The organism is Rhodopseudomonas sp. WA056, from assembly GCF_010906995.1.
In the GTDB taxonomy this organism is placed as follows: Bacteria; Pseudomonadota; Alphaproteobacteria; order Rhizobiales; family Xanthobacteraceae; genus Rhodopseudomonas; species Rhodopseudomonas palustris_G.
In genome coordinates this window covers 36,607-56,692 of the sequence record NZ_QPFS01000006.1, presented here as the reverse complement: position 1 = coordinate 56,692, position 20,086 = coordinate 36,607, and the positions used below count along the sequence as shown (strand labels likewise).

Sequence of the window (20,086 nt, the reverse complement as noted above, 5' to 3'; positions counted from 1 at the left end):
GGCTAGTCCGGGCAGCTAATGAGCGTGGTCGGCTGCGCGCCAATGGGGTGTCCGACGATCTCGGAGAAGCTGCGGCAGCCTCCCTCCGCGCACAGCCGCCATTCGCCCGCCATCCCGGAGTTGCCGAGCATCAGCTCGCGCTGCGGCGGGCGCGTCACCCGCCATTGAAACCAGCCATCGACCAACCGCGCCTCCGGCGCCGGCTCCATGCCGGCACCGCTGCCTTTGACGCGCGCGGCGATCAGTTCGAGGCCCTGCGGGGTCACCCGCCAGTCCTCCTGCCATTCGGTCTTCTCGATCGAGTGCGTCCAGGCCAGCGTGAAGGCGGCGACCGCCAGCGTCTTGATCACGCCGGCGGACGCGACGCAGAGGCTCATGCCGCGGCTACCGCGCTACGCGGCCGCTGCCGCCATTGCCAGCCGACGATCAGCGCCGCGATCACGAAACCCGCATAGTCGCTGTAGCGAAATTCGCCGAGCAGGCAGACCGCCGCCGCAAATGCCACCAGCCGCTCGACCACGGTCATGCGGGTGAACAGAAAACCGATCGACGCCATGCCGAACAGCCCGATCGCGAGCAGCGCCTTCAGCGTCGCATACAGCACGGCGCCGTAGAAGCCGAGCTCCGCGGCCATCGCGTCGCCGGGCTGCAGCATGAGGGCCGGCGAGTACACCGCGATGAACGGGATGACGTAGCCGGCGAGCGCGATCCGCATCGCCTCCCAGCCGATCTTGTCGGGCTTTTCCTTGGCGATCGGCGCCGCCGCCAGCGCGGCCAACGCCACCGGCGGCGACAGGTCGGCCATGATGCCGTAGTAGAACGCGAACATATGGCTGATGATCAGCGGCACGCCGAGATTGGCGAGCGCCGGCGCCGCCAGCGCCGCGGTGATGATGTAGGTCGGGATGGTCGGGATGCCGGTGCCGAGCAGGATCGACAGCAGCATGGTCATCACCAGCGCCAGAAACAGGCTGTGCTCGCCGAGCCCGATCACCCAGCTCCCGAACACGGTGCCGACGCCGGTCTGCGTCATCATGCCGATGATGGTGCCGACGATGGCGCAGGCCATGCCGACGGTGAGCGCCGATTTGGCGCTGTCCGCCAGCGAATCCCGGCACGCGACCAACGTCGCGCGGCCGCCGCGGGTGATCGCCGTGATTGCCACCAGCACCGCGACCACGATCAGGATCTGCATGATGTCGAGGCCGTCGCGCGACACCGCGCCGACCACCAGCGCCAGCCCGATCCAGAACACATAACGCAGCACCGGCCTGGAGAAGCCTTGCACGATGGAAGCGCCGAGGATCAGCGCCACCGTCAGCGCCAGCCCCATCGAGCCGGCATACAGCGGGGTGAAGCCTTCGAACAGCATGAACACCAGCGCCGCCAGCGGCAACACCAGGTACCAGCGGGCGACCACGGCGCGCCACGCGCTCGGGATCTCGGACTTCTTCATCCCGACCAGACCATGCTTGCCGGCCTCGAGATGCACCATCCAGAACGCCGACGCGAAGTACAGAAACGCCGGGATCACCGCCGCCTTGACGATCACCGAGTAATCGACGCCGAGCGTCTCGGCCATAATGAAGGCGACCGCGCCCATCACCGGCGGCATGATCTGGCCGCCCATCGAGGCGGTGGCCTCGACGCCGGCCGCGAAGGCGCGGCGGTAGCCGAACTTGATCATCAGCGGGATGGTGAACTGGCCGACGGTGACGACGTTGGCGACGCCGGAGCCGGAAATCGTGCCCATCAGCCCCGAGGCGAACACCGACACCTTGGCCGGACCGCCGCGGCTGCCGCCGAACAGGCCGAGCGACACGTCGGTGAAGAGCTGGATCATGCCGGCGCGCTCGAGGAACGAGCCGAACAGGATGAACAGGAAGATGTAGGTCGCCGAGACGTAGATCGGCACGCCGTAGAAGCCCTCGGTGCCGAACGACAGATGGGTGACGACCTGATCGAAATCATAGCCGCGATGATTGAGCGGCGCCGGCAGATACTGGCCGAAGAACCAGTACAGCAGGCAGACGCCGCACATGATCGGCAGCGCCGGCCCCATCAGCCGCCGCGTGCCCTCGAAGATCAGCACCGCCAGCAGCGTGCCGACCACCAGATCGAGATGGGTCGGGTCGCCATCGCGCAGGATCAGGTCGGCGTAAAAGATCCACTGATACAGCCCACACAGAAAGCCGAGCGCGCCGATCGACCATGCGATCGCGCGGCCGAGATCGGTGCGGGCGGTGAAATTGCCGATCAGCCCGAAGGTGAGCAGCAACAGGAAGCCGACATGAACCCCGCGCACCACCTGGCTCGGCAGCACGTTCCAGGCCGCGATGACGAGCTGGAAGCTGGCAAAGGCGATCGCCACCGCATAGGCCAGATGACGCCAGCCGCGCGGACCGAACCCGGCCGGAAACCCGTGCTCGAAATTGTCGAACTCGACCTTGACGGCTCCGGGAGCCTGTTCGACCGCAACCTCAGCCTTCAGCATGGACGCCCGTTTCCGCCGCGTGGTTCGTTGTGGGGTTTGTTATATCGGCGTCATGGCCGGGCTCGACCCGGCCATCCGTCCTCTTCGAAGAGCGATGGATGCGCGGGTCAGGCCCGCGCATGACGATATCACGGGTGTTCGAGGTCGCGCTTACTTCAGCACGCCCTTTTCCTTGAAGTACTTGATCGCGCCGGGATGCAGCGGGACGGGACTGTCGGCGGCAGCGGCCTCCAGCTTGATACCCTTGCCGGCCGCATGGGCGGTGGCGAGTTCCGGCAGCGATTCATAGACCAGCTTGGTCATCTGATAGGCGAGATCGTCGGACACCGCGCTCGAGGTCACCAGATAGTTGACCACAGCGGCGGTCGGCACGTCCTTGTCCTGCCCCTTGTAGGTGCCGGCCGGGATCGTCTCGGCAACGAACGGCGGGCCGATCTTGTCGACCACCTCCTTCGGCACCGCGACGACGTTGATCTCGGTGGAGTTCGACAGATCCTTGAGCGAGGCAACGCCTAAGCCAGCGGACTGCAGCGTGGCGGCAAGCTGGCGATTCTTCATCAGGTCGACAGACTCGGCGAATGGCAGATACTCGACCTTGCCGAGATCCTTGTAGTCCATTCCGGCCGCTTTCAGGATCGCCCGCGAGTTCAGCTCGGTACCGGACTTCGGCGCACCGACCGAAAGACTCTTGCCCTTCAGGTCGGCGAGGGTCTTGATGCCGGTGTCCGCGGAGGCGACGATCTGGATGTAGTTGGGATAGATCGCGCCGATCACCCGAAGCTTGTCGAGCTTGGCCTTGAAGCCGGCTTCGGCATCGCCGTCCCAGGCGGCTTTCAACGAATCGCCGAGGCTGAAGGCGATCTCGCCGCGGCCCTGCTGCAACAGGTTGAGATTCTCGACCGACGCCTTGGTGGCCTGCACCTGCGCCTTCACGTTCGGGATCTTCTCGCCGTAGATCTTGGACAGTGCGACGCCGAGCGGATAATAGACGCCCGAGGTGCCGCCGGTCAGCACATTGACGAATTGCTGAGCGCGGGCCTGCGGCGCCGCCAGGATCATGACCGCAGCCGCGGCGACACCGAACAATCGGACCTTCATGGACAGTTTTCTCCCCTGGGTTGTTTGATACAAACCTGACCGCCCGGACAGCCGCGGTCAACCCGCCAAATCGGCGATCCCGGCCGACGGCGGAACCCGAAGGCGCCGGCGCGGTTTGTATGGTCCCGTTCTGTCCAGCCGAGAGGTCGCCGTGCCGCCTCCCTCGACCCAGCCGTCGACGCAGCCGCTGGACGCGCTCAATTTCTTTCTCGCCGACGTCCGCGATGGTCTCGGCCCATATCTGGCGATCTATCTGCTGGCGGTACAGAACTGGAATGAGGCGTCGATCGGACTGGTGATGTCGATCGCCGCCGCGACCGCAATCGTGGCCCAGACTCCGGCCGGCGCCCTGATCGACCGCTCCACCGCCAAGCGTGGCCTGATCGTCGCGGCGGCGGTCGTCGTCACGGTGGCGTCGGTGCTGCTGCCATTGCTCGACAGCTTCGCCCTGGTCGCCGCCACCCAGGCGGTGGCGGCTGCGGCCGGCGCGATCTTTGCCCCCGCGGTGGCGGCGCTGACGCTCGGCATCGTCGGTCCCCGCGCCTTCGCCCGCCGGACCGGCCGCAACGAAGCCTTCAACCATGCCGGCAATGCGGTGGCGGCGACGGTCGCCGGCGCGTTCGCTTACGGGTTCGGCCCGGGCGTGGTGTTCTGGCTGATGGCCGCGATGGCGGTGGCCAGCATCCTCGCCACGTTGTCGATTCCGGCCGACGCGATCGACGACGAGGTCGCCCGCGGCCTTGGTGACGCCCCCGCGCCCGGCGCGCATCACGAGCAGCCCTCCGGCTTCAAGGTGCTGCTGACCTGCCGGCCGCTGTTGATCTTTGCCGGCGCGACCGTGCTGTTTCACTTCGCCAACGCGGCGATGCTGCCGCTGGTCGGGCAGAAACTGGCGCTGGTGAACAAGAACCTCGGCACCACGCTGATGTCGGTGTGCATCGTCGCCGCCCAACTGGTGATGGTTCCGGTCGCGGCGCTGGTCGGACACAAGGCCGACGTCTGGGGCCGCAAGCCGATCTTCGCGGTCGCGCTCGGCGTGCTGGCGCTGCGCGGCGCGCTGTATCCCTGGTCCGACGATCCATATTGGCTGGTCGGGGTGCAACTGCTGGACGGCGTCGGGGCCGGGATCTACGGCGCGCTGTTTCCGCTGGTGGTGGCGGACCTCACCCACGGCACCGGGCATTTCAACATCAGCCAGGGCGCGATCGCCACCGCCGCCGGCGTCGGTGCGGCGCTGTCGACCGGCTTCGCCGGCCTGATCGTGGTCAGCGCCGGCTACAGCGCCGCCTTCCTGGCGCTCGCCGCGATCGCCGCCGCCGCCCTGCTGCTGTTTCTGATGCTGATGCCTGAAACCCGCGATCGCGGCACGACCGCGCCGCCCGCAACGTCAGCGGTGCGAACCTCATCCGTCGCGTAGCGGCGTCGGCAGCCCCGCGCGGGTCAGCGGGGCGCCTCGGATCCGGTCAGCAGCCGCAACGCCTCGAGCAGCCGCCGCTCGTTGGTGGGCTTGCCGACGTTGGGCACTCCAGCCAGGATTGCGCCGCCGACGTTTTCCGGCTTGTCGTAAGCGCTGGCGATCGCGAACGGTATATTGTGAGCCCTGAGCTTCTCGGCGACCGGAGTAACGACTTCGCCTCCCAGGTTGACGTCCAGCATCGCCACCGTCGGCAGGCCGTCTTCCAGCAGCCGCAGCGCCTGCTGAACGCTCGGGACCGGACCAATGACCGTCCAGCCGTCGCCTTCGATCATCCGAGCGAGGTCCATGGCGATCAGGAATTCGTCCTCGACGATCAGAACGGTCTTCTGCACGAGCAACTTTCAACTCGGGAGCGGTGCACTCCTCAGCGGGATGGCGATCTCGGCTTTCAAACCATCGACCGCATAATCCAGTTCCGCCCGGCCGCCGAGGCTGTAGCCGGCGACCGCGCGGATCAGCTCCGTTCCGTACCCGGTCGTCTCCGGCGGCGTCACGGCCGGCCCTCCGGTCTCGATCCATTCGAGCCGGAGTTCGTCGGTGGCCGGATCGATCCGCCAGCTCACGCGGACCTGACCGCGGCCTGCCGCCAGCGCACCGTATTTGACGGCGTTGGTCGCCAGTTCGTGAATGATCAGGCTGAGCGACACCAGGGTACGCGAGGCGAGCTCGACGGCCGGCCCGGGCTCGATCGCGATCGCCGCCGGGCTGGACCGATACGGCGCAAGCACGCGATCGAACAGGCTGATCAGCGCGGTCTCGTCCTGCTTGGAGAAGGCGAGCTCCTCGGCCTCCATCAACGCGGTGAACCTGCCCAGGAAATCGTCGCGGAACTGGGCTGCGGAGCGCCCGTCCACCGCGGTCCGGCGGGCGATGGATTGAATGACGCCGAACAGGTTCTTCATCCGGTGCCGAATCTCGCCCAGCAGGATGTCCTTGGCGGCGTCGCGCTTGTAGCGCTCGGTGGCGTCGACGATCGACAGCAGCATCGCATGGCTGGCATTGTCCGGGTGCACCAGCGTCCGCGCCGTCAGCAGCATCGTTCTGGGCCCGAGCCCCGGGAAGTCGTGCTCGACCTCGTAGTTGATGATCGCTGTCGCCTTGGGAATGACCTCGAGCAGCAACCGGCGCAGGTCCGGAATGTCCCATTGCCCGTTGCCGAGTTCGAACAGCGGCTGGCCGATGGTCTCGTAACGGTCGACCTTGAATGTCTCGAAGAAAGACCGGCTGGCACTCTGGACCGTGAGACTGGCGTCCAGCACGAGCATCGGGTCGGCGACCGTGTCGACGATGCCCTGCGCCTGGACGTGGCTGGTGCGCAGCAGTCGATAAAGATCTTCCATATTCATACTGGCTACTCAGCAATGACGGCGCAGGCTATCGATAAAATCCAACAATCACAATCCGGTGTCGTTGTGGCTGTCGGCCGCGCTTCATATCGCGATGATAGTCAGATCAGGATACGCCTTCGGCGTGCAACCGAGAGTCAGACTGCGATGTTCCGCTTCCCAAACATGCCCGACTTCGACCGCCGCACGCTCCTGCGCGGCTTGCTCGGGGCCGGCGCGCTGGGGCTGGTTTCGCGCCGCTCCGATGCGGCGCAGCCGGTATCGTTCAGTTCCGATCCGTTCACGCTCGGTGTCGCATCCGGCGACCCGGCGCCGGATGGCTTCGTGCTGTGGACCCGGCTGGCACCCGAGCCGCTGAAGGCTCGCGGCGGCATGCCGGCCCACCCGGTCGACGTGACAGTGGAGATCGCCGACGATCCAGCGATGACCCGCATCCTGCGTAGCGAACGGACCATCGCCTATCTCGAACTGGCGCATGCGGTGCACCTCGAGGTCGAGGGGCTGTCGCCGGCGCGCGACTATTTCTACCGCTTCCGTGCCGGCGGCGCCGACAGCCCGATCGGTCGCGCCCGCACCTTGCCTGCGCCCGACTCAAAGCTGCAGCAGCTTCGCTTTGCCGCAGCCGGCTGCCAGCGCTGGGAGGGCGGCTACTATTCGGCGTGGCGTGCGATCGCCGAGGATCAGCTCGACTTCGTGTTTCACTACGGCGACTACATCTACGAATACGGCTTCGTGGAAACCGACAAGGTCGGCGCACCGTGGCCGCGCACGATGCCGAAAGACTTCGCCGCCTGCTACACGCTGACCGACTATCGCCGGCGCTACGCGCTTTACAAGTCCGATCCGGATCTCAAGGCCGCGCACGCCGCCTGCCCGTTTCTGCCGAGCTTCGACGACCACGAGATCGCCAACAACTGGGCCGGCGACAGCGACCCGAAACACACCCCGCCCGAGGCCTTTCTGTTTCGCAGGGCGATGGCGCTGCAGGCGTGGTACGAGCACATGCCGGTGCGCCGGGCGCAGCGGTCGCGCGGACCGGACGTTACCGCGTATCGCGGCTTCCGGTTCGGCGCGCTCGCCGACCTCGCAGTGCTCGACACCAGGCAATATCGCTCGCGCCAGCCCTGCGGCGACGGTCTCGTGACGAACTGCACCGAGGCCGAAGCGGCGGACCGCACCATGCTGGGCGCCGCGCAGGAGCAATGGCTCGCCGCCCGGCTGAAGCAGAGCGACGCCACCTGGCGGGTACTGGCGCAGCAGGTGCTGTTCGCGCCGCTGGACTGGCGCGGCTTTCCCAGGATCGCCGACACCGGCGTTCCGGTGACCGATGTCGATACCTGGAGCGGCGCCGCCGCGGCGCGCGACCGGGTGGTCGCGATGCTGAGCGATGCCGGAGCCAGCAATGTCGTGGTACTGAGCGGCGACCTGCACCGGGCGTTCGCGCTCGAGCTGCGTCGCGATTGGCGCGATCCCGGCTCGCGGTGCGTCGGCGTGGAATTTCTCTCGACGTCGATTTCCTCCGCCGGCGGCGCGCCCCAGACCGAAGCCGCACTGGCCACAATGTATCGCAACAATCCGCATCTGAAGTTCTTCAGCGATCAGCGGGGCTACACAAGGCACACCGTGACGCCGCAGCAATGGCTGGCGGAATTCCGCGCCGTCGACACCATCGCCGTACCCGGACACCCTGCACGGACCGTCCGCTCGCTCGTGGCCGAAGCAGGCCGGCCCGGACTCATCACTCGCTAACGACGATCACAGGACGTAGCACCGCCGCGCGCGGCCGCGCTGGTCCTGGTCGAATTGCGCGCGTAGGATCATGCTGGCTGCTTGATGTCGCCGGCTGCGCGCTGCACGTAGGCGCCGGACGCAACAGCCGAAGGCAAGCAGCGCCAAAGGAATCGATGATCGAATTCATCCCTCCGCGATCGCATATCGACCGGCGCAGCCTGCTGTGCGGGGGCGCCGCAGCGGTCGCGCTGCCGCTGCTGCCACGCACCGCATGTGCCGCCGACTGGCCGGCTCGGCCGGTGAGGCTGGTGGTACCGTTCTCGCCGGGCGGCACCACAGACATGCTGGCGCGGGTGATCGCCGCGCGCCTGACCGCGCATTACGGGCAGGACTTCGTCATCGACAACAAGGGCGGCGAGAGCGGCAACATCGCCGCGTCCTTCGTCGTCAAGGCGCCCGCGGACGGTTACACCTTCATCGTCGGCACCCCCGGCATTCACGCCACCAACCGGCTGGTGTATCGCTCGATGAGCTACGATCCGGTGACCGACTTCGCGCCGGTGATCGTCATCGCCCACGTCCCCAACCTGCTATCGGTCACCAGATCGCTGCCGGTCCACAGCGTCGCTGAGCTGATCAGCTACGCGCGTCAGCGTCCGCGCGAGCTGTTCTACGGCGTCTCGGCGCTGGGCTCGACCGGCCACCTGTCGACCGAATTGCTCAAGACCCTGACCGGGATTGAGATCACGCCGGTGCCCTACAAGGGATCGGCGCCGATGCTGCGCGATCTCGCCGAAGGCGGGGTGCATCTCACCATCGACAATCTCCCGGCGTCGAAGCCGCTGCTCGACGCCGGCAAGATCCGTCCGCTGGCGGTGACCACCGCCAGACGCTGGTCGCCGCTACCCGACCTGCCGACCGTCGCAGAGGCCGGCGTGGCCAACTTCGAAGCCGCATCCTGGTTCACCATCGGCGCGCCACGCGGGACATCCAGCGAAATCATCACCAACCTCAACGCCACCATCGCGGCCTTTCTCGGCAGTGACGCCGGGACAGCACAACTACGCCGGATCGGAGCCGAACCCGGCGGCGGCTCGCCGCAAGATATGCGCCATCACGTGCTGGCAGAGGTCGCCCGCTGGGACAAAGTGGCGAAGATCGCCGGAATCTCTCCGCTGTAATTGCTGGCCACGCGTTGCAGACGTGCAAGATGGATCAGCCCTCGCCCGGCTGGCGATCTGAATCGCGACGGCAGCATGAACCTAAGCCCGTCCAATCGTGCGCGTTTCAAAAGATCGCATTTGAATCATAGGCATCCGTTTAACCCTACCCGGGACTTAGTGTGGGTTTCGGTTTAATTCCACATTTTGAACGCTCTCCAACCCGTAAAGTTTGGCGCGTTATTTCGGGGGGTGGGACCATGAGAGCAACGACAGAAGCGGACGTGTGCGTATCTGCTGGCGGTTTCGGCCGCCGCAAGGTGGCACCGCGCGTCTGCATCGTCGATCGCAAGCCGCACTTGCGAGCTTTCCTGGCCGACGCGCTGGAGGAGTTTCGATTCGTGGCCGCGGAATGCGCCGGCGCGCTGGAACTGCCGGCGCGGCTGGCCGAGCATCGGCCCGACCTGCTGGTGATCGGCTCGACCATCGACGGCATCGAGGCGGAGGCGATTCTCGATACGCTCGCGGCGACCTGCTTTACCGGCAGCGTACTGACGATCGCGCCGCGCGAAACCATCATGTCGGACGCGATCCGCCGGCACGGCGCCGCACGCGGCCTGACGATGCTGTCGCCGCTGGCGGCGCCGTTCAGCGCCCACACGCTCGCCCTCAGTCTCGCGCCGCTGCTGCCGCAGGAACCGCCGCCCGAACCGGAGGTCGACGCCACCGAAGCGCTCAAGGCGGGCTGGCTCGAACTGTGGTATCAGCGCTGCGTCGATGCGCACTCGCTGACGCCGCAGGGCGCCGAAGCGCTGCTGCGGATGCGACATCCGAATTGGGGGGTGGTGTCACCCTCGGCTTTCCTGCCGGACGGCAGCGATCCGCATTTCCGGGCGCTGTCGGAATTCGTGATCACGCGCGTGGTTGCCGACTGGCACTATCTGCTCGAGCATCAGGGCCCGATCGACCTGTCGATCAACCTGCCGGTGAGTTTCCTCGGCAACGAGCAGGCGCTCGCCGACCTCGGCGCGTGGATGCCGCAGCACCCGGCATTCGGCGGGCTGATCGTCGAGGTCGACGCCGCCGAGGTGGTCGATCACCTGGTCGAACTGACCGAGATCGCGCGCCGGCTGCGGCTGCGCAACGTCGCGATCGCGATCGACAAGGTCGGTGCCGAGTGGCCGGCCCTGATGCATCTCGACGCCTTCCCGTTCGTCGAACTCAAGGTCGACCGCTCGTTCGTTACCGGCTGCGCCGACGACCGGCTGAAGCGTTCGGTATGCAGGCGGATCGTCGAGCTCGCCGGCGACTACGGCGCGCGCTGCACCGCGACGGGAATCGAGACCCGCGCCGATTTCCAGGCCGCGCACGAGCTCGGCTTCGACAAAATGCAAGGCTATCTGTTCGGCAAGCCGATGGGACTGAAGAAGTTCGCCCGCGCCGCGCATGCCCGTCCCGTCGCGATGCACGATTGAGCGCCTGCCACCATCAGGACAGCATCGCCTAGTCGAACGCCATTTCCAGGCACTTCGACACGTCGTCGCCGAGGCCGGACGCGATGGTGACGCAGCCGCGCACCCGGCGCTGCTTGGTGTCGGCCGCCCACACCACATAGCCGCCGGCGCCGAAGAACGCGTTGGTGTTGGCCGGCTCGGTCTCGGCACCGTCGAACTGATAATCGCCGTCGGCATCGAAGATCCGCGGCCGCCTGAAACAGCCGCCGTCGGTCTGGACGTTGATCACTTCCTTGTTGTCGCGCGTCATCGCCAGGCTGATGACGCAGCGGAAGTTCTCCGAGGTCTTGACGTTGAACAGATAGGCGTAGGACCGGCAGGTGGCGGTCACCAGCTTGCCGGGGCTCAGGCCGCGGCTGCACGAGATTCGCTGGTTGCTGCTCAGCCGGTACTCGTCGGCCGAAGCTGGCACCGCTGCGGCCGGCGACAGCATCGTGACGGCCAGCCCGGCGCAGATCCATCCAGCTCGCATGGCGCGTCCGTGCATCGTCATCCTCCTGCTGCGGTCGTCGGGCATCGATCGCGACTCGCGTGAGCGGACCATAGCGGCGCGCCGGTGCCCGCAAAATCACAAAGTCGCATCGCGCCGCGATGACACGCTTCCGACATCGAGGTTCGGCAATCTTGACGCAGGATCGTCGTTCGTGATTTGTTCAAGCTGCGCGTCATGCGGTGGCGATGGACGGTCCATTTCGAATCGCCGCCGACGCGCCCGCCTCGGAGCCCACCGATGACTGCCTCTCGCATCGCCCTGTTGCTGACCGCCGTGACGCTGGCGGTGCCGATCCCGGCCGTCCGCGCCGACACCGGCGGGCCGTGGATGCTGTCGACCGACACCGGCTACGGCTATACCCGCGACGGCAAGACGATGACGTACCGGATGGGCACCAACAACGCCAAGGACCTGTTCAAGGGCGCCAAGAAGGTGCCGCGCGAGACGCTGTTCTTCATGGGCGCCAACGGCCAGCTCTACATGCGCTCCGGACCGTTCCTCGAAGGCGACGGCCACTTCAGGTTCGGTGCCGATCAGTAGCGCCGAACTCGACTGCGCTTCAGCGCTGTGCGCTGGTTTCGAACGCGGCGAATAGTTCACGCGCGCCGGGATTGTTGCTGTTGGCGTCCATCCGCGCATCGGTGATCGCGAGCAGCTTCGCCACCGTGTTGTGGCGGATCGCCACCGGATTGCGCTCGTAGCCGGAGCGCTGGAAGAAGTTCGCGGTCGGCACCACCTCGCGCATCTCCTGCGGCATCGTCACCATGTCGAGCCCGGTGCTGTCGCCGGTGAGATTCATCATTTCGAGTTCGGCCGCGGTGAGCCGCTCGCGATAGCCCTTGCGCTGCGCGAACACCACCGAGGTCAGGAGCTTGTGGGTCTGCAGCAGCGGTCCGACGTCGACGTCCAGCACCAGCGCGTGCACGCCCCAACCTTGCGGGGTGCGGCCGAGCTTTTCGTGCTCGCTCCAGGTGCCCGGGATCGAGCGCGCGAACGCCACCATCCGCTTCACCACCGCGATCTTGCGATCGAGCGCCTGCCGCCGCGGGCCCGACATGGTCGCGGCCTTGTCGTTCAGCGATTTGATGATCTGATTGCCCTGCTCGGCCAGCAGCACCAGCGTGTTGGTGGTGAGGAGCTGATTGTAACCGATCGCGGTCGAGATCGCGCGCGAACCCGGCCGGGTCTTGCTGAGCCCCGACTGCATGTCGTGATCGCCGTTGCCGCCGGTCTCGAACGCATAGACCCGCACCGCCTGATCGCGGGTGAGGCCGGCTTCGCGCGCGGCACGGGCATAAGCGCGCTTGAACTCGGCTTCGCTCGACGGGCGCTGCGGCGTGAACTGATAGTGTTCGGCGGCGGCGCGCACGAAATCGGCGACCACCGGCAGCGACTTGCGCTCGCGCGGCGGTTCGGTCGACGGCTCCGGATCGATCGGCCGCTTCGGCCCGGTATAGACCGGCGGCTGCACCAGCACGTAGTCGTCCATCGTGATCTGCTCGCCGGTGCGGCGCTTGGCGTTGCGGATGCGGCGCCGCTCAGCGATCGCATCCCAATAGGCGCCGGCATCACGCTCGAATTCGGCGCGGGCGGCCTGATATTGCTGCAGCCGGTAGCGATATTCGGCGATCGCCTGCGGCGAGGCGGCCTGCGCCATTGCATTGGCGATCGACGACGGCAGCGGCACCGCGGTCTGGGCGAGCGCATGTGAGCCGAAAGCGAGCAGCGCGACCGGTGCGAGCCGGGCGAGATGGATGATCGAATGAGCCATGCCGCATCCTCGCCCGATAGGGTGAATGAACCGTTGCCTCACAGTTTGCGAGCCGCATCACAAGCTGTGAACCCGGCGATTGTTTGTTTGAGAAAACCGTTCCGCATTCGTGCGACAGCGCACGGCGCCAGGCTACTTCCAGGCGAACACCGGCTGTTCGAGCTCGGCGACGCGGGTGACGCGGCCGGCCAGCACTTCGCGAAACTGATAGATCAGCGCCGCGGTCGGAGCGTGGATGAAGTCGCCGTCGTAACGGAACCGGACCACGCGGCGGTCGCTCTCCGGGATCGAAGTAAAGTCGAACGCATCCGGCGGCGCAATCTCGCCGAGCCCGACATGATGCACCGAGGCGACTTCGTCCGGATTCGGCGCCAGCGGCCCCGCAGCCGCGGCCCACGCCACCACCGGCGTCACCAGATAGCCGGAGCGGGTCGGATAGTCGTCGAGGATGCCGAGCACGTCGCCGGCGCGCAGCGCGAGGCCGAGCTCCTCGTGCAATTCCCGCAGCGCGGTTTCGGGCGCGGTCTCGCCGGCATCGCAGCGGCCGCCGGGCAGCGCCCATTGATACGCATGCGAGCGCAGCCGCGGCGAGCGCCGTGTCAGCAGGAACGCCGCGCTGCCGTCGTCCGCCGCCACCAGCGCGATCGCAACCGCGGCGCGCTTCAATCCGGCCGGCGTCAGCCCGTGATCGTGACGCGGAAAATCCGCGCAGCGCGCGGCGATCAGGGCTCGGGTGGCGGCGTCGTGCGCGTGGCTCATCCGTCTTGACTACACTGCGCGCCTGACCGAGGAAACCGTCGCCGCGCCGCAAAAAGATAGGCCATGCGGCGACGGAGAGCCGATCGATGACCGAGACCACCACCGCCCGCAGCATGAAGGCCGACGGCTGGAGCGTGATCCACGACGACGGCTTCATCGATCTGGTCGGGCCGCTGTGGCACCGCTGCGTCGACGGCACCCACGAATACGCGATCGCGACCGCGGCCAAGCACCGCAACAAGCGCGGCCTAGTGCAGGGCGGGCTGATGATGACGCTGGCGGACCGCACCTCGGGCATCGCGGCGCGCGATCAGTCCGGCGCGCCGCATCTCGCCACGGTGCAGATGGACACGCATTTCGTCGATGCCGCCGAGATCGGCGATGTGCTGATCTCGCGGCCGCGGGTGGTGCGATCGACGCGCAGCCTGATCTTCACCTCGACCGAAGTCAGCGTCGACCGCCGCTGCATCATCCTCGCCCACGGCGTGTTCAAGATCGTGCGGCCACGCTGACGGCAGCTCTGCGTCTCAGGCCGCGCGGCACCACCGCGCCAGCGCGTCCAGCGTCACCAGCGAGTCCTCCGCTCCGGCGCCGGCGAGATGCCGATACGGCGCGTCCGGCTCGCCGAGATCGCTCAGAACCGCCAGCGCGCCGGGAAAATCGTCGCCCTCGGTATAGATCCCCGGGGTGACGATGGTCGGCAGCCCGGCGGCGCGCGCGGCGCGGACCCCATTGGTGGAATCCTCGAACGCGACGCAATCGGCGGCCGGCAGCTTCAATGCGTCGAGCACGTGGAGATAGATGTCGGGCGCCGGCTTCTTGGCCGGCACCACGTCACCGGCCCCGACGGCGTCGAACAGCGCCATCGCGTCCGGCCCGAGCGAGGACTGCAGCAGCGCCTCGACATTCGGCAGGCTGGTGGTGGTGGCGATGCCGAGCTTCACGCCGGCCGCCTTGGCCTCGCGGATCAGCCGCGCCACGCCCGGGCGGAGCGCCGTGCCGGCGGCGACCAGCGCGGTGTAGCGGTCGGTCTTGGCCCGGTGCAGGTCGGGGATCCGATCGGCCGCGCGCGCCGCGCCGTCCGGACCGGACTTCAGGAAGTGCGCGATCCGCTCCTTGCCGCCGGTGACGTCGAGCAGCCTGCGATACAGGGCCTCGTCCCAATGCCACGGCAGTTGCTCGGCCGCGAAGGTGGCGTTGAAGGCCTGACGGTGCAGTTCCTCGGTCTCGGCCAGGGTTCCATCGACGTCGAAGATCAGGGCTAAGGGTAACATAGAACCGCTTCACTCCCCGGCTGTGCCCGGCGTTCAAAAAATGAACAAAAAACACCCCTGACAATGCCTTAGGCAAGGTGTAAAGCAAACTTTACAATTACCAGCAAGCGTCCCGATGTCAGATATCGAACACGACTATTCGGCTCCGCGCCGCTGCGAGAAGTGCGGCGGTGAGATGAAGCTGATTGGCCGCCTGCCGCGGCGTCCCCAGCACCCGCCGCGGACCGTGTTCCGCTGCGGCGCCTGCGACAACGTGGTGCAGGAGTAGACCGGTTGCGTTGCAGCCCGACCCCGCTGTCGATCCGGTGAGGGTTCTCTGCGGTTTTGCAGCCGTCACGCCAGCGCGGCCTGCATCAGCCCCTCAAGTTGCTTGGCGGTGAACGGCTTGGCAAGACAGTACACGCGATTCTGAACCGTCATTCCCTCGCGCTCCAGCATCGCCGCATCGAATTCCGGCAGCATGCCGCTGATCACGATGATCGGCAGGCGCGGCTCGGCGGCCCGCACAGCCGCCAGGACGGTGAGATCGTTCACCTTCGGCAGGCTGAGATCAATCAGGACGATCGCCGGCGTACTGCGGGAGAGCAGATCGAGCGCGGCCGCACCGCTGTCGCACACAGTCACCCGGTGACCGGCTTTGCTCAGCACCAAAGTCAGCACCGTGCGCACCGCCGGCTCGTCGTCGACGACCAGCACCTCCATCACCACCTCTCGGCAGGGTTAGGACCGTGAGCGCCGCGACGCAGAACAAAGACCGGCGATGACGGTGTCAGACTGCCGCAGTTTGCGAAACGAGCGCAACTGGTAACGCTACGAGCGCGGGCGGCCTCTGCACAGAGTGAACATACGTCATCCCCTCCGGAGCCGAGCGCGTGCTTCCCGACCTCCTGCACCACAACCTCATCAGTGATGGGGTCGATGTCAGTGGGGAAGTCGTCCGTGATCAGCGCGGGATCACGCTCCGCGGCGCGGCTGCCGGCAGGCGGGGTCGAGCAGGCCTCACATGCGCATCGCGCGAGGCAATTGGGCGCGCGTTCAACTCATCGCGGCAAGTCAACTCTGAAAGAAGCAGCCCGGCTATGAGACGCTGCCGAAACGGCTCATCACGAGGGCGACATGGTCGGCAAATCGATCTGAAACGCGGCGCCGTGCTCGCTGCCGATCAGCTCGATCGTGCCGCCGAGCGTCGAGGCCACGAGGTTGAAGGCGATGTGCAGGCCGAGGCCGATGCTGCCGCCGTCGCGTTTGGTCGTGAAGAACGGATCGAAGATCCGTTCGGCGCGATCGGCCGGGATGCCGACGCCATCGTCCGCCAGTGTGATCCGGACCCGGTCCGGCGCGATCCGCGCGGCCTCCACATGCAGCACGCCCTCGGCGTCGCCCGGGTAGGCGTGGATCGCCGCGTTGAAGGCGAGGATGCCGAGCACCTGACCGAGCGCGCCGGGGCGGCTGATCAACGTGATCCCTTCCGGCACGTTCAGCTCCACCGTCAGGCCGCGGCGCGATAGCAGCGGCCTCAGCTTGTCGAAGCTGGTGGACAGCCAGCCCCGCAGCTCGAACCCTTCGCGCTGCTCGTTGGCCTGATCGACCGCGACCTGCTTGAAGGCGTGGATCATCTCGGAGGCGCGCAGCAGGTTCTGCTGCGTCATCCTCAGTCCTTGGTCGAGCCGGCCGATGCCGCGGGTCAGATCGGAGCGCCGCACCGCAGCGCCTTCAAGGGCGCGGGCAAGATCGCGGACGTCGGCCTGCATCGCGCTCGAGGTCGTCAACGCCAGCCCGATCGGCGTGCTGACCTCATGGCCGACGCCGGCGACGAGCTGCCCCAGCGCCGCCAGCTTCTCGGCTTGCACCAGATGCGCCTGGGTGGCTCGAAGCTCGCGCAGCGATGCTTCCGACCGCGCGGTCTCGCGCTGCAGCGCCTCGGTGGTGGCGAACTGCCGGCGCGCCCGATGTTCGCGGGCGCCGACCGCGTACAGCGACAGCAGATAGGAATTGCCGATCAGGAAGTGATTGATGAAGCCGAGTCCGGGCGACATCTCCGGCGCCAACCGCTCGGCGAAGGCGAACGCCAGCCAGGTCGTCACGCAGAAGATCAGCAGCGAGCCGATCCGCAGCGGCAGCATGGTCGAGACGAACAGGATGACGATGATCATCCCGGCGGACGCGTAGGTGAAGCCGGACGGCAGCACCAGATACACCGACGGCAGCACGCAGCCCGGTATCACGCAGTACAGCAGCAGGATGGTCTCGGCCCAGCGCCGCGCTATCCCCAGCAGCAGCGTCAGCGGCAGCAGCACCAGCAGCGCCGTGCCGCCGCGGATCGCCAGCGTGATCGGCACGACCTCGGGATACAGCATCCAGTCCCAGAAGGTGTAGCCCGCATAGGTCAGCGCGCCGAGGACCATCGCCGCCTGGGTCCAACCGATCTGGGACCGGACGTAGCTATCGACGAAGCGGCGCTCTTCCGCCGGATCGTCGAACCGCAGGCCGGCGGCTTTCAATAGATCGTGGAGCCACTGACGGCGCGGCGCCGGCCCGCCGCGAAGCGGCAGCGACAGGGGCTTCGGATCGGTTCGATCGCTCAACGACATGGGAAATGCAAAGCGGAACCGCCGCAAACCGCGGCCACATCCGGCGCGGCCCCGCTCAGCACGCGCAAGCCAGCGGTATCATTCGACGGGAGGTCGAGGCAAGCCGCACGCTCCTACAGGCGGAGTTAGAAACGGAGCCCGGCGATCAAGGGAAGGGGAGTGCCCTGGGGCGGGTTGCGCAGTCCGAAGCTATTGGCGTTGATTTCATGAGATATTTTCTATCAGGCTTTGCGGGAATGCCACACCCCAGTTACACAGGATAGCATCCCCCTTCGCCCGCCATTGAAGGCGCGGTACTGCCGCAGATTTCGCGCTTCAACGTCCTGCGTTCCAATCGTAGCATTCAAGGTGATCCGAGCTTCCAACAACGGAGTTGAGAACGTGGACAGCAACGGCCTTCCATGGGCGTGGATCACTATAAGCGTGACAGCAGGCGCTTCGCTCATTACGGCAATCCTGACCGCCTATCTGACCTCACGTTTCAGTAAGAGCCGAGAACATGAGGCGGATTGGCGACGGCTTAAATTGGCACGCTACCAAGAGTTTATGGATGCCGCTTCGGGTCTAATTGAAGGACGCTTCACGCCGGAAACGGTTGTCCGCTTTCATGATTCCGCAAACTCAATCCAATTGGTCGCGTCTCGTCCGGTATTGGAGGCGCTATGGGATTTTTTGGACGTGAACGCGTGTAGCAATCCAAATCGGAATGCAGAGACCTCAAGCGTCGCTTTGGATAAGTTGATACGAGCCATGAGGCGCGATGTTCGCCCTAGAGTAGAAGCGGACCCCGATCGGCAATTTGGCTTTATTCGCCCTCCTCCGAACCCTCCCATCCACCCCTGATAGAATGGAAAGCTCACGTTATGCGCTTGGAATTTTCGAGGGTCACAAACGCGAAGGGTAGGACGTGGAGGCTGCAACGTGAGTTTCTCCGTATGCCCCCGCGGCACCCGCCCCTCACCTGTTAACTTCGCCCATCAAGCGGCGTCGTCAATCCGCCGCAGTAGGTTAGCCACAGAGGACGGATAGGCGTCATCATCTCGCGGGCATTCAGATCTTAGGCAATGGCCTGAAGCGTCACAGCGCCTCCGGTACGGATGTCCGCGACAACCGGCGCTAGGTCTCGGGCACGCTGGTCAGCATTGGCCGCGACGGTGGTGATCACCGCGTGGTTGCCCTTCCCTGCCCGCCTCAAGCCGCTGCACTCGGATTGAGCCGCTTGACCCTTGGCTCGCCTCGCTGCCCCGTCTACCAGGAGCCTTCGCTTCATGGGGCAGACCAGCCGAAACAGCATTGTCGCGTGCCGTTGTTACACTGTCAGGCGCACGCAACTCACTGTAAGGGCTCAGGCTTTTGAATCTTCAGAAGGATGGTGCCCAGGGGCGGGATCGAACCACCGACACTGCGATTTTCAGTCGCATGCTCTACCAACTGAGCTACCTGGGCGTCGTCCGCCCGGTTCGAAACCGGGGGAGCGCCGGGTTATAGTCAGACACGGCGGCGCTGTCCACCCGTCGTGACGGTGTTTTGCCGGGGAAAAATTCACCGGATCGTCGCACAGCCGCCGCCCGGAATTCCGGCTCAATCCTCTTCGTCGTCGGCGGGCCGGCCGGGAATGGCGTAGGAGCCGGACAGCCAGCGATTGAGGTCGACGTCGCGGCAGCGCTCGCTGCAGAACGGGTGCGATTCGGCGGTCGCCGGCTTGCCGCACACCGGGCAGGGCTTGGCGCCGCGTGCGGGCCGCTCGACCGGATCAGCCGGCATTGAGCCAGCCATGGCGGATCGGGAAGCCCTCGCCGCCGAGCAGCGAAATCGTCTCATACAGCGGCAGCCCGACCACGTTGGTGTAGGAGCCGACCAGCTTGACCACGAACGAGCCGGCGATGCCCTGCACCGCGTAGCCGCCGGCCTTGCCGCGCCATTCGCCGGAGCCGACGTAGCCGGCGATGTCCTCTTCGGACAGCCGCTTGAACCGCACCCGGGTCTCGACCAGACGCTGGCGGAACGCCTCCTTCGGCGTGACCAGACAGACGGCGGTATAGACGCGGTGATTGCGGCCCGACAGCAGCCGCAGGCACTGCGAGGCTTCGTCGGTCAGCTCGGCCTTCGGCAGGATGCGGCGGCCGACCGCCACCACGGTATCGGCGGCGAGCAGATACGAGCCTCGCAGATCGTCGTCGAGCTGGATCGACTGCAGCGCCGCTTCGGCCTTGGCGCGGGCCAGCCGGTTGGCGCAGGCGCGCGGCAGCTCGCCGCGGATCGGCGTTTCGTCGACGTCCGCCGGCCGCAGCGCATCGGGCTCGATGCCGGCCTGGTTGAGCAGCGCGAGCCGTCGCGGCGAGCCGGAGGCGAGAACGAGTTTGGGGCGGCCGAGCATG

General features: G+C 66.6%; 21 protein-coding genes and 1 tRNA gene. 8 read left to right on the top strand and 14 right to left on the bottom strand.

Annotated elements, in window-relative coordinates:
* Window positions 1-2 precede the first annotated feature (2 nt).
* The 3 genes from DU475_RS02755 to DU475_RS02745 form a co-directional block, all read right to left on the bottom strand.
* On the bottom strand, window positions 3-377 hold the full coding sequence (locus tag DU475_RS02755) for a DUF1850 domain-containing protein (protein WP_013504355.1): 375 nt from the start codon (window positions 375-377) through the stop codon (window positions 3-5).
* Entirely contained in the window at window positions 374-2,494 is a 2,121-nt protein-coding gene (locus DU475_RS02750) for a TRAP transporter permease (protein ID WP_164630535.1), read from the bottom strand. Before DU475_RS02750 ends, DU475_RS02755 begins: the two co-directional genes overlap by 4 nt.
* Window positions 2,495-2,644: 150 nt before the next feature.
* Window positions 2,645-3,592, bottom strand: a complete 948-nt coding sequence (locus tag DU475_RS02745) for a TAXI family TRAP transporter solute-binding subunit (protein WP_142883574.1) — start codon at window positions 3,590-3,592, stop codon at window positions 2,645-2,647.
* 151 nt (window positions 3,593-3,743) lie between these two features.
* Between DU475_RS02745 and DU475_RS02740 the strand changes: the two genes are divergently transcribed.
* Window positions 3,744-5,009 (top strand): MFS transporter, encoded by a 1,266-nt coding sequence (locus DU475_RS02740; protein WP_164630533.1) that lies wholly within the window; start codon window positions 3,744-3,746, stop codon window positions 5,007-5,009.
* 23 nt (window positions 5,010-5,032) lie between these two features.
* Here the strand turns inward: DU475_RS02740 and DU475_RS02735 are convergent, their stop codons facing one another.
* Together DU475_RS02735 and DU475_RS02730 are read right to left on the bottom strand one after the other, a co-directional pair.
* A complete protein-coding gene (locus DU475_RS02735; protein ID WP_349644154.1) occupies window positions 5,033-5,401 on the bottom strand; it encodes a response regulator in 369 nt (122 codons plus the stop codon).
* A 9-nt stretch (window positions 5,402-5,410) separates the two neighbouring features.
* Window positions 5,411-6,415 (bottom strand): PAS domain-containing HWE histidine kinase family protein, encoded by a 1,005-nt coding sequence (locus DU475_RS02730; RefSeq protein WP_164630529.1) that lies wholly within the window; start codon window positions 6,413-6,415, stop codon window positions 5,411-5,413.
* Between the two features lie 147 nt (window positions 6,416-6,562).
* Here DU475_RS02730 and DU475_RS02725 point away from each other — a divergent pair, with 147 nt between their 5' ends.
* The 3 genes from DU475_RS02725 to DU475_RS02715 all read left to right on the top strand — a co-directional run bounded on the left by DU475_RS02725 (window position 6,563) and on the right by DU475_RS02715 (window position 10,781).
* Entirely contained in the window at window positions 6,563-8,164 is a 1,602-nt protein-coding gene (locus DU475_RS02725) for an alkaline phosphatase D family protein (RefSeq protein ID WP_047308647.1), read from the top strand.
* A gap of 155 nt (window positions 8,165-8,319) precedes the next feature.
* The gene (locus tag DU475_RS02720; RefSeq protein WP_164630527.1) at window positions 8,320-9,327 is read left to right on the top strand and encodes a Bug family tripartite tricarboxylate transporter substrate binding protein; all 1,008 of its coding nucleotides are present in this window, start codon (window positions 8,320-8,322) and stop codon (window positions 9,325-9,327) included.
* A 239-nt stretch (window positions 9,328-9,566) separates the two neighbouring features.
* Window positions 9,567-10,781, top strand: a complete 1,215-nt coding sequence (locus DU475_RS02715) for an EAL domain-containing response regulator (protein WP_164630524.1) — start codon at window positions 9,567-9,569, stop codon at window positions 10,779-10,781.
* Between the two features lie 28 nt (window positions 10,782-10,809).
* Here DU475_RS02715 and DU475_RS02710 read toward each other — a convergent pair whose 3' ends face one another.
* A complete protein-coding gene (locus DU475_RS02710; RefSeq protein WP_142883581.1) occupies window positions 10,810-11,307 on the bottom strand; it encodes a hypothetical protein in 498 nt (165 codons plus the stop codon).
* Between the two features lie 243 nt (window positions 11,308-11,550).
* Here DU475_RS02710 and DU475_RS02705 point away from each other — a divergent pair, with 243 nt between their 5' ends.
* Window positions 11,551-11,853, top strand: a complete 303-nt coding sequence (locus DU475_RS02705; RefSeq protein WP_164630522.1) for a hypothetical protein — start codon at window positions 11,551-11,553, stop codon at window positions 11,851-11,853.
* 19 nt (window positions 11,854-11,872) lie between these two features.
* Here DU475_RS02705 and DU475_RS02700 read toward each other — a convergent pair whose 3' ends face one another.
* Together DU475_RS02700 and DU475_RS02695 are read right to left on the bottom strand one after the other, a co-directional pair.
* Window positions 11,873-13,084, bottom strand: coding sequence for a hypothetical protein (locus DU475_RS02700; RefSeq protein ID WP_164630520.1), 1,212 nt, complete (start codon window positions 13,082-13,084; stop codon window positions 11,873-11,875).
* A 132-nt stretch (window positions 13,085-13,216) separates the two neighbouring features.
* On the bottom strand, window positions 13,217-13,843 hold the full coding sequence (locus DU475_RS02695; protein WP_013504367.1) for an NUDIX hydrolase: 627 nt from the start codon (window positions 13,841-13,843) through the stop codon (window positions 13,217-13,219).
* Window positions 13,844-13,929: 86 nt separating this feature from the next.
* Between DU475_RS02695 and DU475_RS02690 the strand changes: the two genes are divergently transcribed.
* On the top strand, window positions 13,930-14,355 hold the full coding sequence (locus DU475_RS02690) for a PaaI family thioesterase (protein WP_013504368.1): 426 nt from the start codon (window positions 13,930-13,932) through the stop codon (window positions 14,353-14,355).
* Between the two features lie 15 nt (window positions 14,356-14,370).
* Here DU475_RS02690 and DU475_RS02685 read toward each other — a convergent pair whose 3' ends face one another.
* Entirely contained in the window at window positions 14,371-15,117 is a 747-nt protein-coding gene (locus DU475_RS02685; RefSeq protein ID WP_164630518.1) for an HAD family hydrolase, read from the bottom strand.
* A 115-nt stretch (window positions 15,118-15,232) separates the two neighbouring features.
* Between DU475_RS02685 and DU475_RS02680 the strand changes: the two genes are divergently transcribed.
* Window positions 15,233-15,385 carry a hypothetical protein gene (locus DU475_RS02680; protein ID WP_155413309.1) on the top strand — a complete coding sequence of 51 codons (153 nt, stop codon included), beginning with the start codon at window positions 15,233-15,235 and terminating at the stop codon, window positions 15,383-15,385.
* 65 nt (window positions 15,386-15,450) lie between these two features.
* Here the strand turns inward: DU475_RS02680 and DU475_RS02675 are convergent, their stop codons facing one another.
* Both DU475_RS02675 and DU475_RS02670 read right to left on the bottom strand, forming a co-directional pair.
* Window positions 15,451-15,819, bottom strand: a complete 369-nt coding sequence (locus DU475_RS02675; protein WP_013504370.1) for a response regulator — start codon at window positions 15,817-15,819, stop codon at window positions 15,451-15,453.
* 401 nt (window positions 15,820-16,220) lie between these two features.
* Complete coding sequence (locus DU475_RS02670) at window positions 16,221-17,708, bottom strand: sensor histidine kinase (protein ID WP_164630516.1); 1,488 nt, start codon at window positions 17,706-17,708, stop codon at window positions 16,221-16,223.
* Window positions 17,709-18,089: 381 nt separating this feature from the next.
* On the opposite strand from DU475_RS02670, the gene DU475_RS02665 reads away from it, so the two are divergent.
* On the top strand, window positions 18,090-18,551 hold the full coding sequence (locus DU475_RS02665; RefSeq protein ID WP_164630514.1) for a hypothetical protein: 462 nt from the start codon (window positions 18,090-18,092) through the stop codon (window positions 18,549-18,551).
* 527 nt (window positions 18,552-19,078) lie between these two features.
* Here DU475_RS02665 and DU475_RS02660 read toward each other — a convergent pair.
* The 3 genes from DU475_RS02660 to DU475_RS02650 form a co-directional block, all read right to left on the bottom strand.
* Window positions 19,079-19,154, bottom strand: a tRNA-Phe gene (locus tag DU475_RS02660).
* Window positions 19,155-19,289: 135 nt separating this feature from the next.
* The gene (gene yacG, locus DU475_RS02655) at window positions 19,290-19,472 is read right to left on the bottom strand and encodes a DNA gyrase inhibitor YacG (protein WP_164630512.1); all 183 of its coding nucleotides are present in this window, start codon (window positions 19,470-19,472) and stop codon (window positions 19,290-19,292) included.
* Complete coding sequence (locus DU475_RS02650) at window positions 19,462-20,085, bottom strand: Maf-like protein (protein ID WP_012497704.1); 624 nt, start codon at window positions 20,083-20,085, stop codon at window positions 19,462-19,464. Before DU475_RS02650 ends, yacG begins: the two co-directional genes overlap by 11 nt.
* Window position 20,086: the final 1 nt, after the last annotated feature.

Bases quoted from the DNA above. Each gene is read 5' to 3' on its own strand.
- DU475_RS02755 (WP_013504355.1), bottom strand. From the start codon at position 377: ATGAGCCTCTGCGTCGCGTCCGCCGGCGTGATCAAGACGCTGGCGGTC.
- DU475_RS02750 (WP_164630535.1), bottom strand. From the start codon at position 2,494: ATGCTGAAGGCTGAGGTTGCGGTCGAACAGGCTCCCGGAGCCGTCAAG.
- DU475_RS02745 (WP_142883574.1), bottom strand. From the start codon at position 3,592: ATGAAGGTCCGATTGTTCGGTGTCGCCGCGGCTGCGGTCATGATCCTG.
- DU475_RS02730 (WP_164630529.1), bottom strand. From the start codon at position 6,415: ATGAATATGGAAGATCTTTATCGACTGCTGCGCACCAGCCACGTCCAG.
- DU475_RS02725 (WP_047308647.1), top strand. From the start codon at position 6,563: ATGTTCCGCTTCCCAAACATGCCCGACTTCGACCGCCGCACGCTCCTG.
- DU475_RS02720 (WP_164630527.1), top strand. From the start codon at position 8,320: ATGATCGAATTCATCCCTCCGCGATCGCATATCGACCGGCGCAGCCTG.
- DU475_RS02715 (WP_164630524.1), top strand. From the start codon at position 9,567: ATGAGAGCAACGACAGAAGCGGACGTGTGCGTATCTGCTGGCGGTTTC.
- DU475_RS02710 (WP_142883581.1), bottom strand. From the start codon at position 11,307: ATGCACGGACGCGCCATGCGAGCTGGATGGATCTGCGCCGGGCTGGCC.
- DU475_RS02705 (WP_164630522.1), top strand. From the start codon at position 11,551: ATGACTGCCTCTCGCATCGCCCTGTTGCTGACCGCCGTGACGCTGGCG.
- DU475_RS02700 (WP_164630520.1), bottom strand. From the start codon at position 13,084: ATGGCTCATTCGATCATCCATCTCGCCCGGCTCGCACCGGTCGCGCTG.
- DU475_RS02695 (WP_013504367.1), bottom strand. From the start codon at position 13,843: ATGAGCCACGCGCACGACGCCGCCACCCGAGCCCTGATCGCCGCGCGC.
- DU475_RS02690 (WP_013504368.1), top strand. From the start codon at position 13,930: ATGACCGAGACCACCACCGCCCGCAGCATGAAGGCCGACGGCTGGAGC.
- DU475_RS02685 (WP_164630518.1), bottom strand. From the start codon at position 15,117: ATGTTACCCTTAGCCCTGATCTTCGACGTCGATGGAACCCTGGCCGAG.
- DU475_RS02680 (WP_155413309.1), top strand. From the start codon at position 15,233: ATGTCAGATATCGAACACGACTATTCGGCTCCGCGCCGCTGCGAGAAG.
- DU475_RS02675 (WP_013504370.1), bottom strand. From the start codon at position 15,819: ATGGAGGTGCTGGTCGTCGACGACGAGCCGGCGGTGCGCACGGTGCTG.
- DU475_RS02670 (WP_164630516.1), bottom strand. From the start codon at position 17,708: ATGTCGTTGAGCGATCGAACCGATCCGAAGCCCCTGTCGCTGCCGCTT.
- yacG (WP_164630512.1), bottom strand. From the start codon at position 19,472: ATGCCGGCTGATCCGGTCGAGCGGCCCGCACGCGGCGCCAAGCCCTGC.
- DU475_RS02650 (WP_012497704.1), bottom strand. From the start codon at position 20,085: ATGCTCGGCCGCCCCAAACTCGTTCTCGCCTCCGGCTCGCCGCGACGG.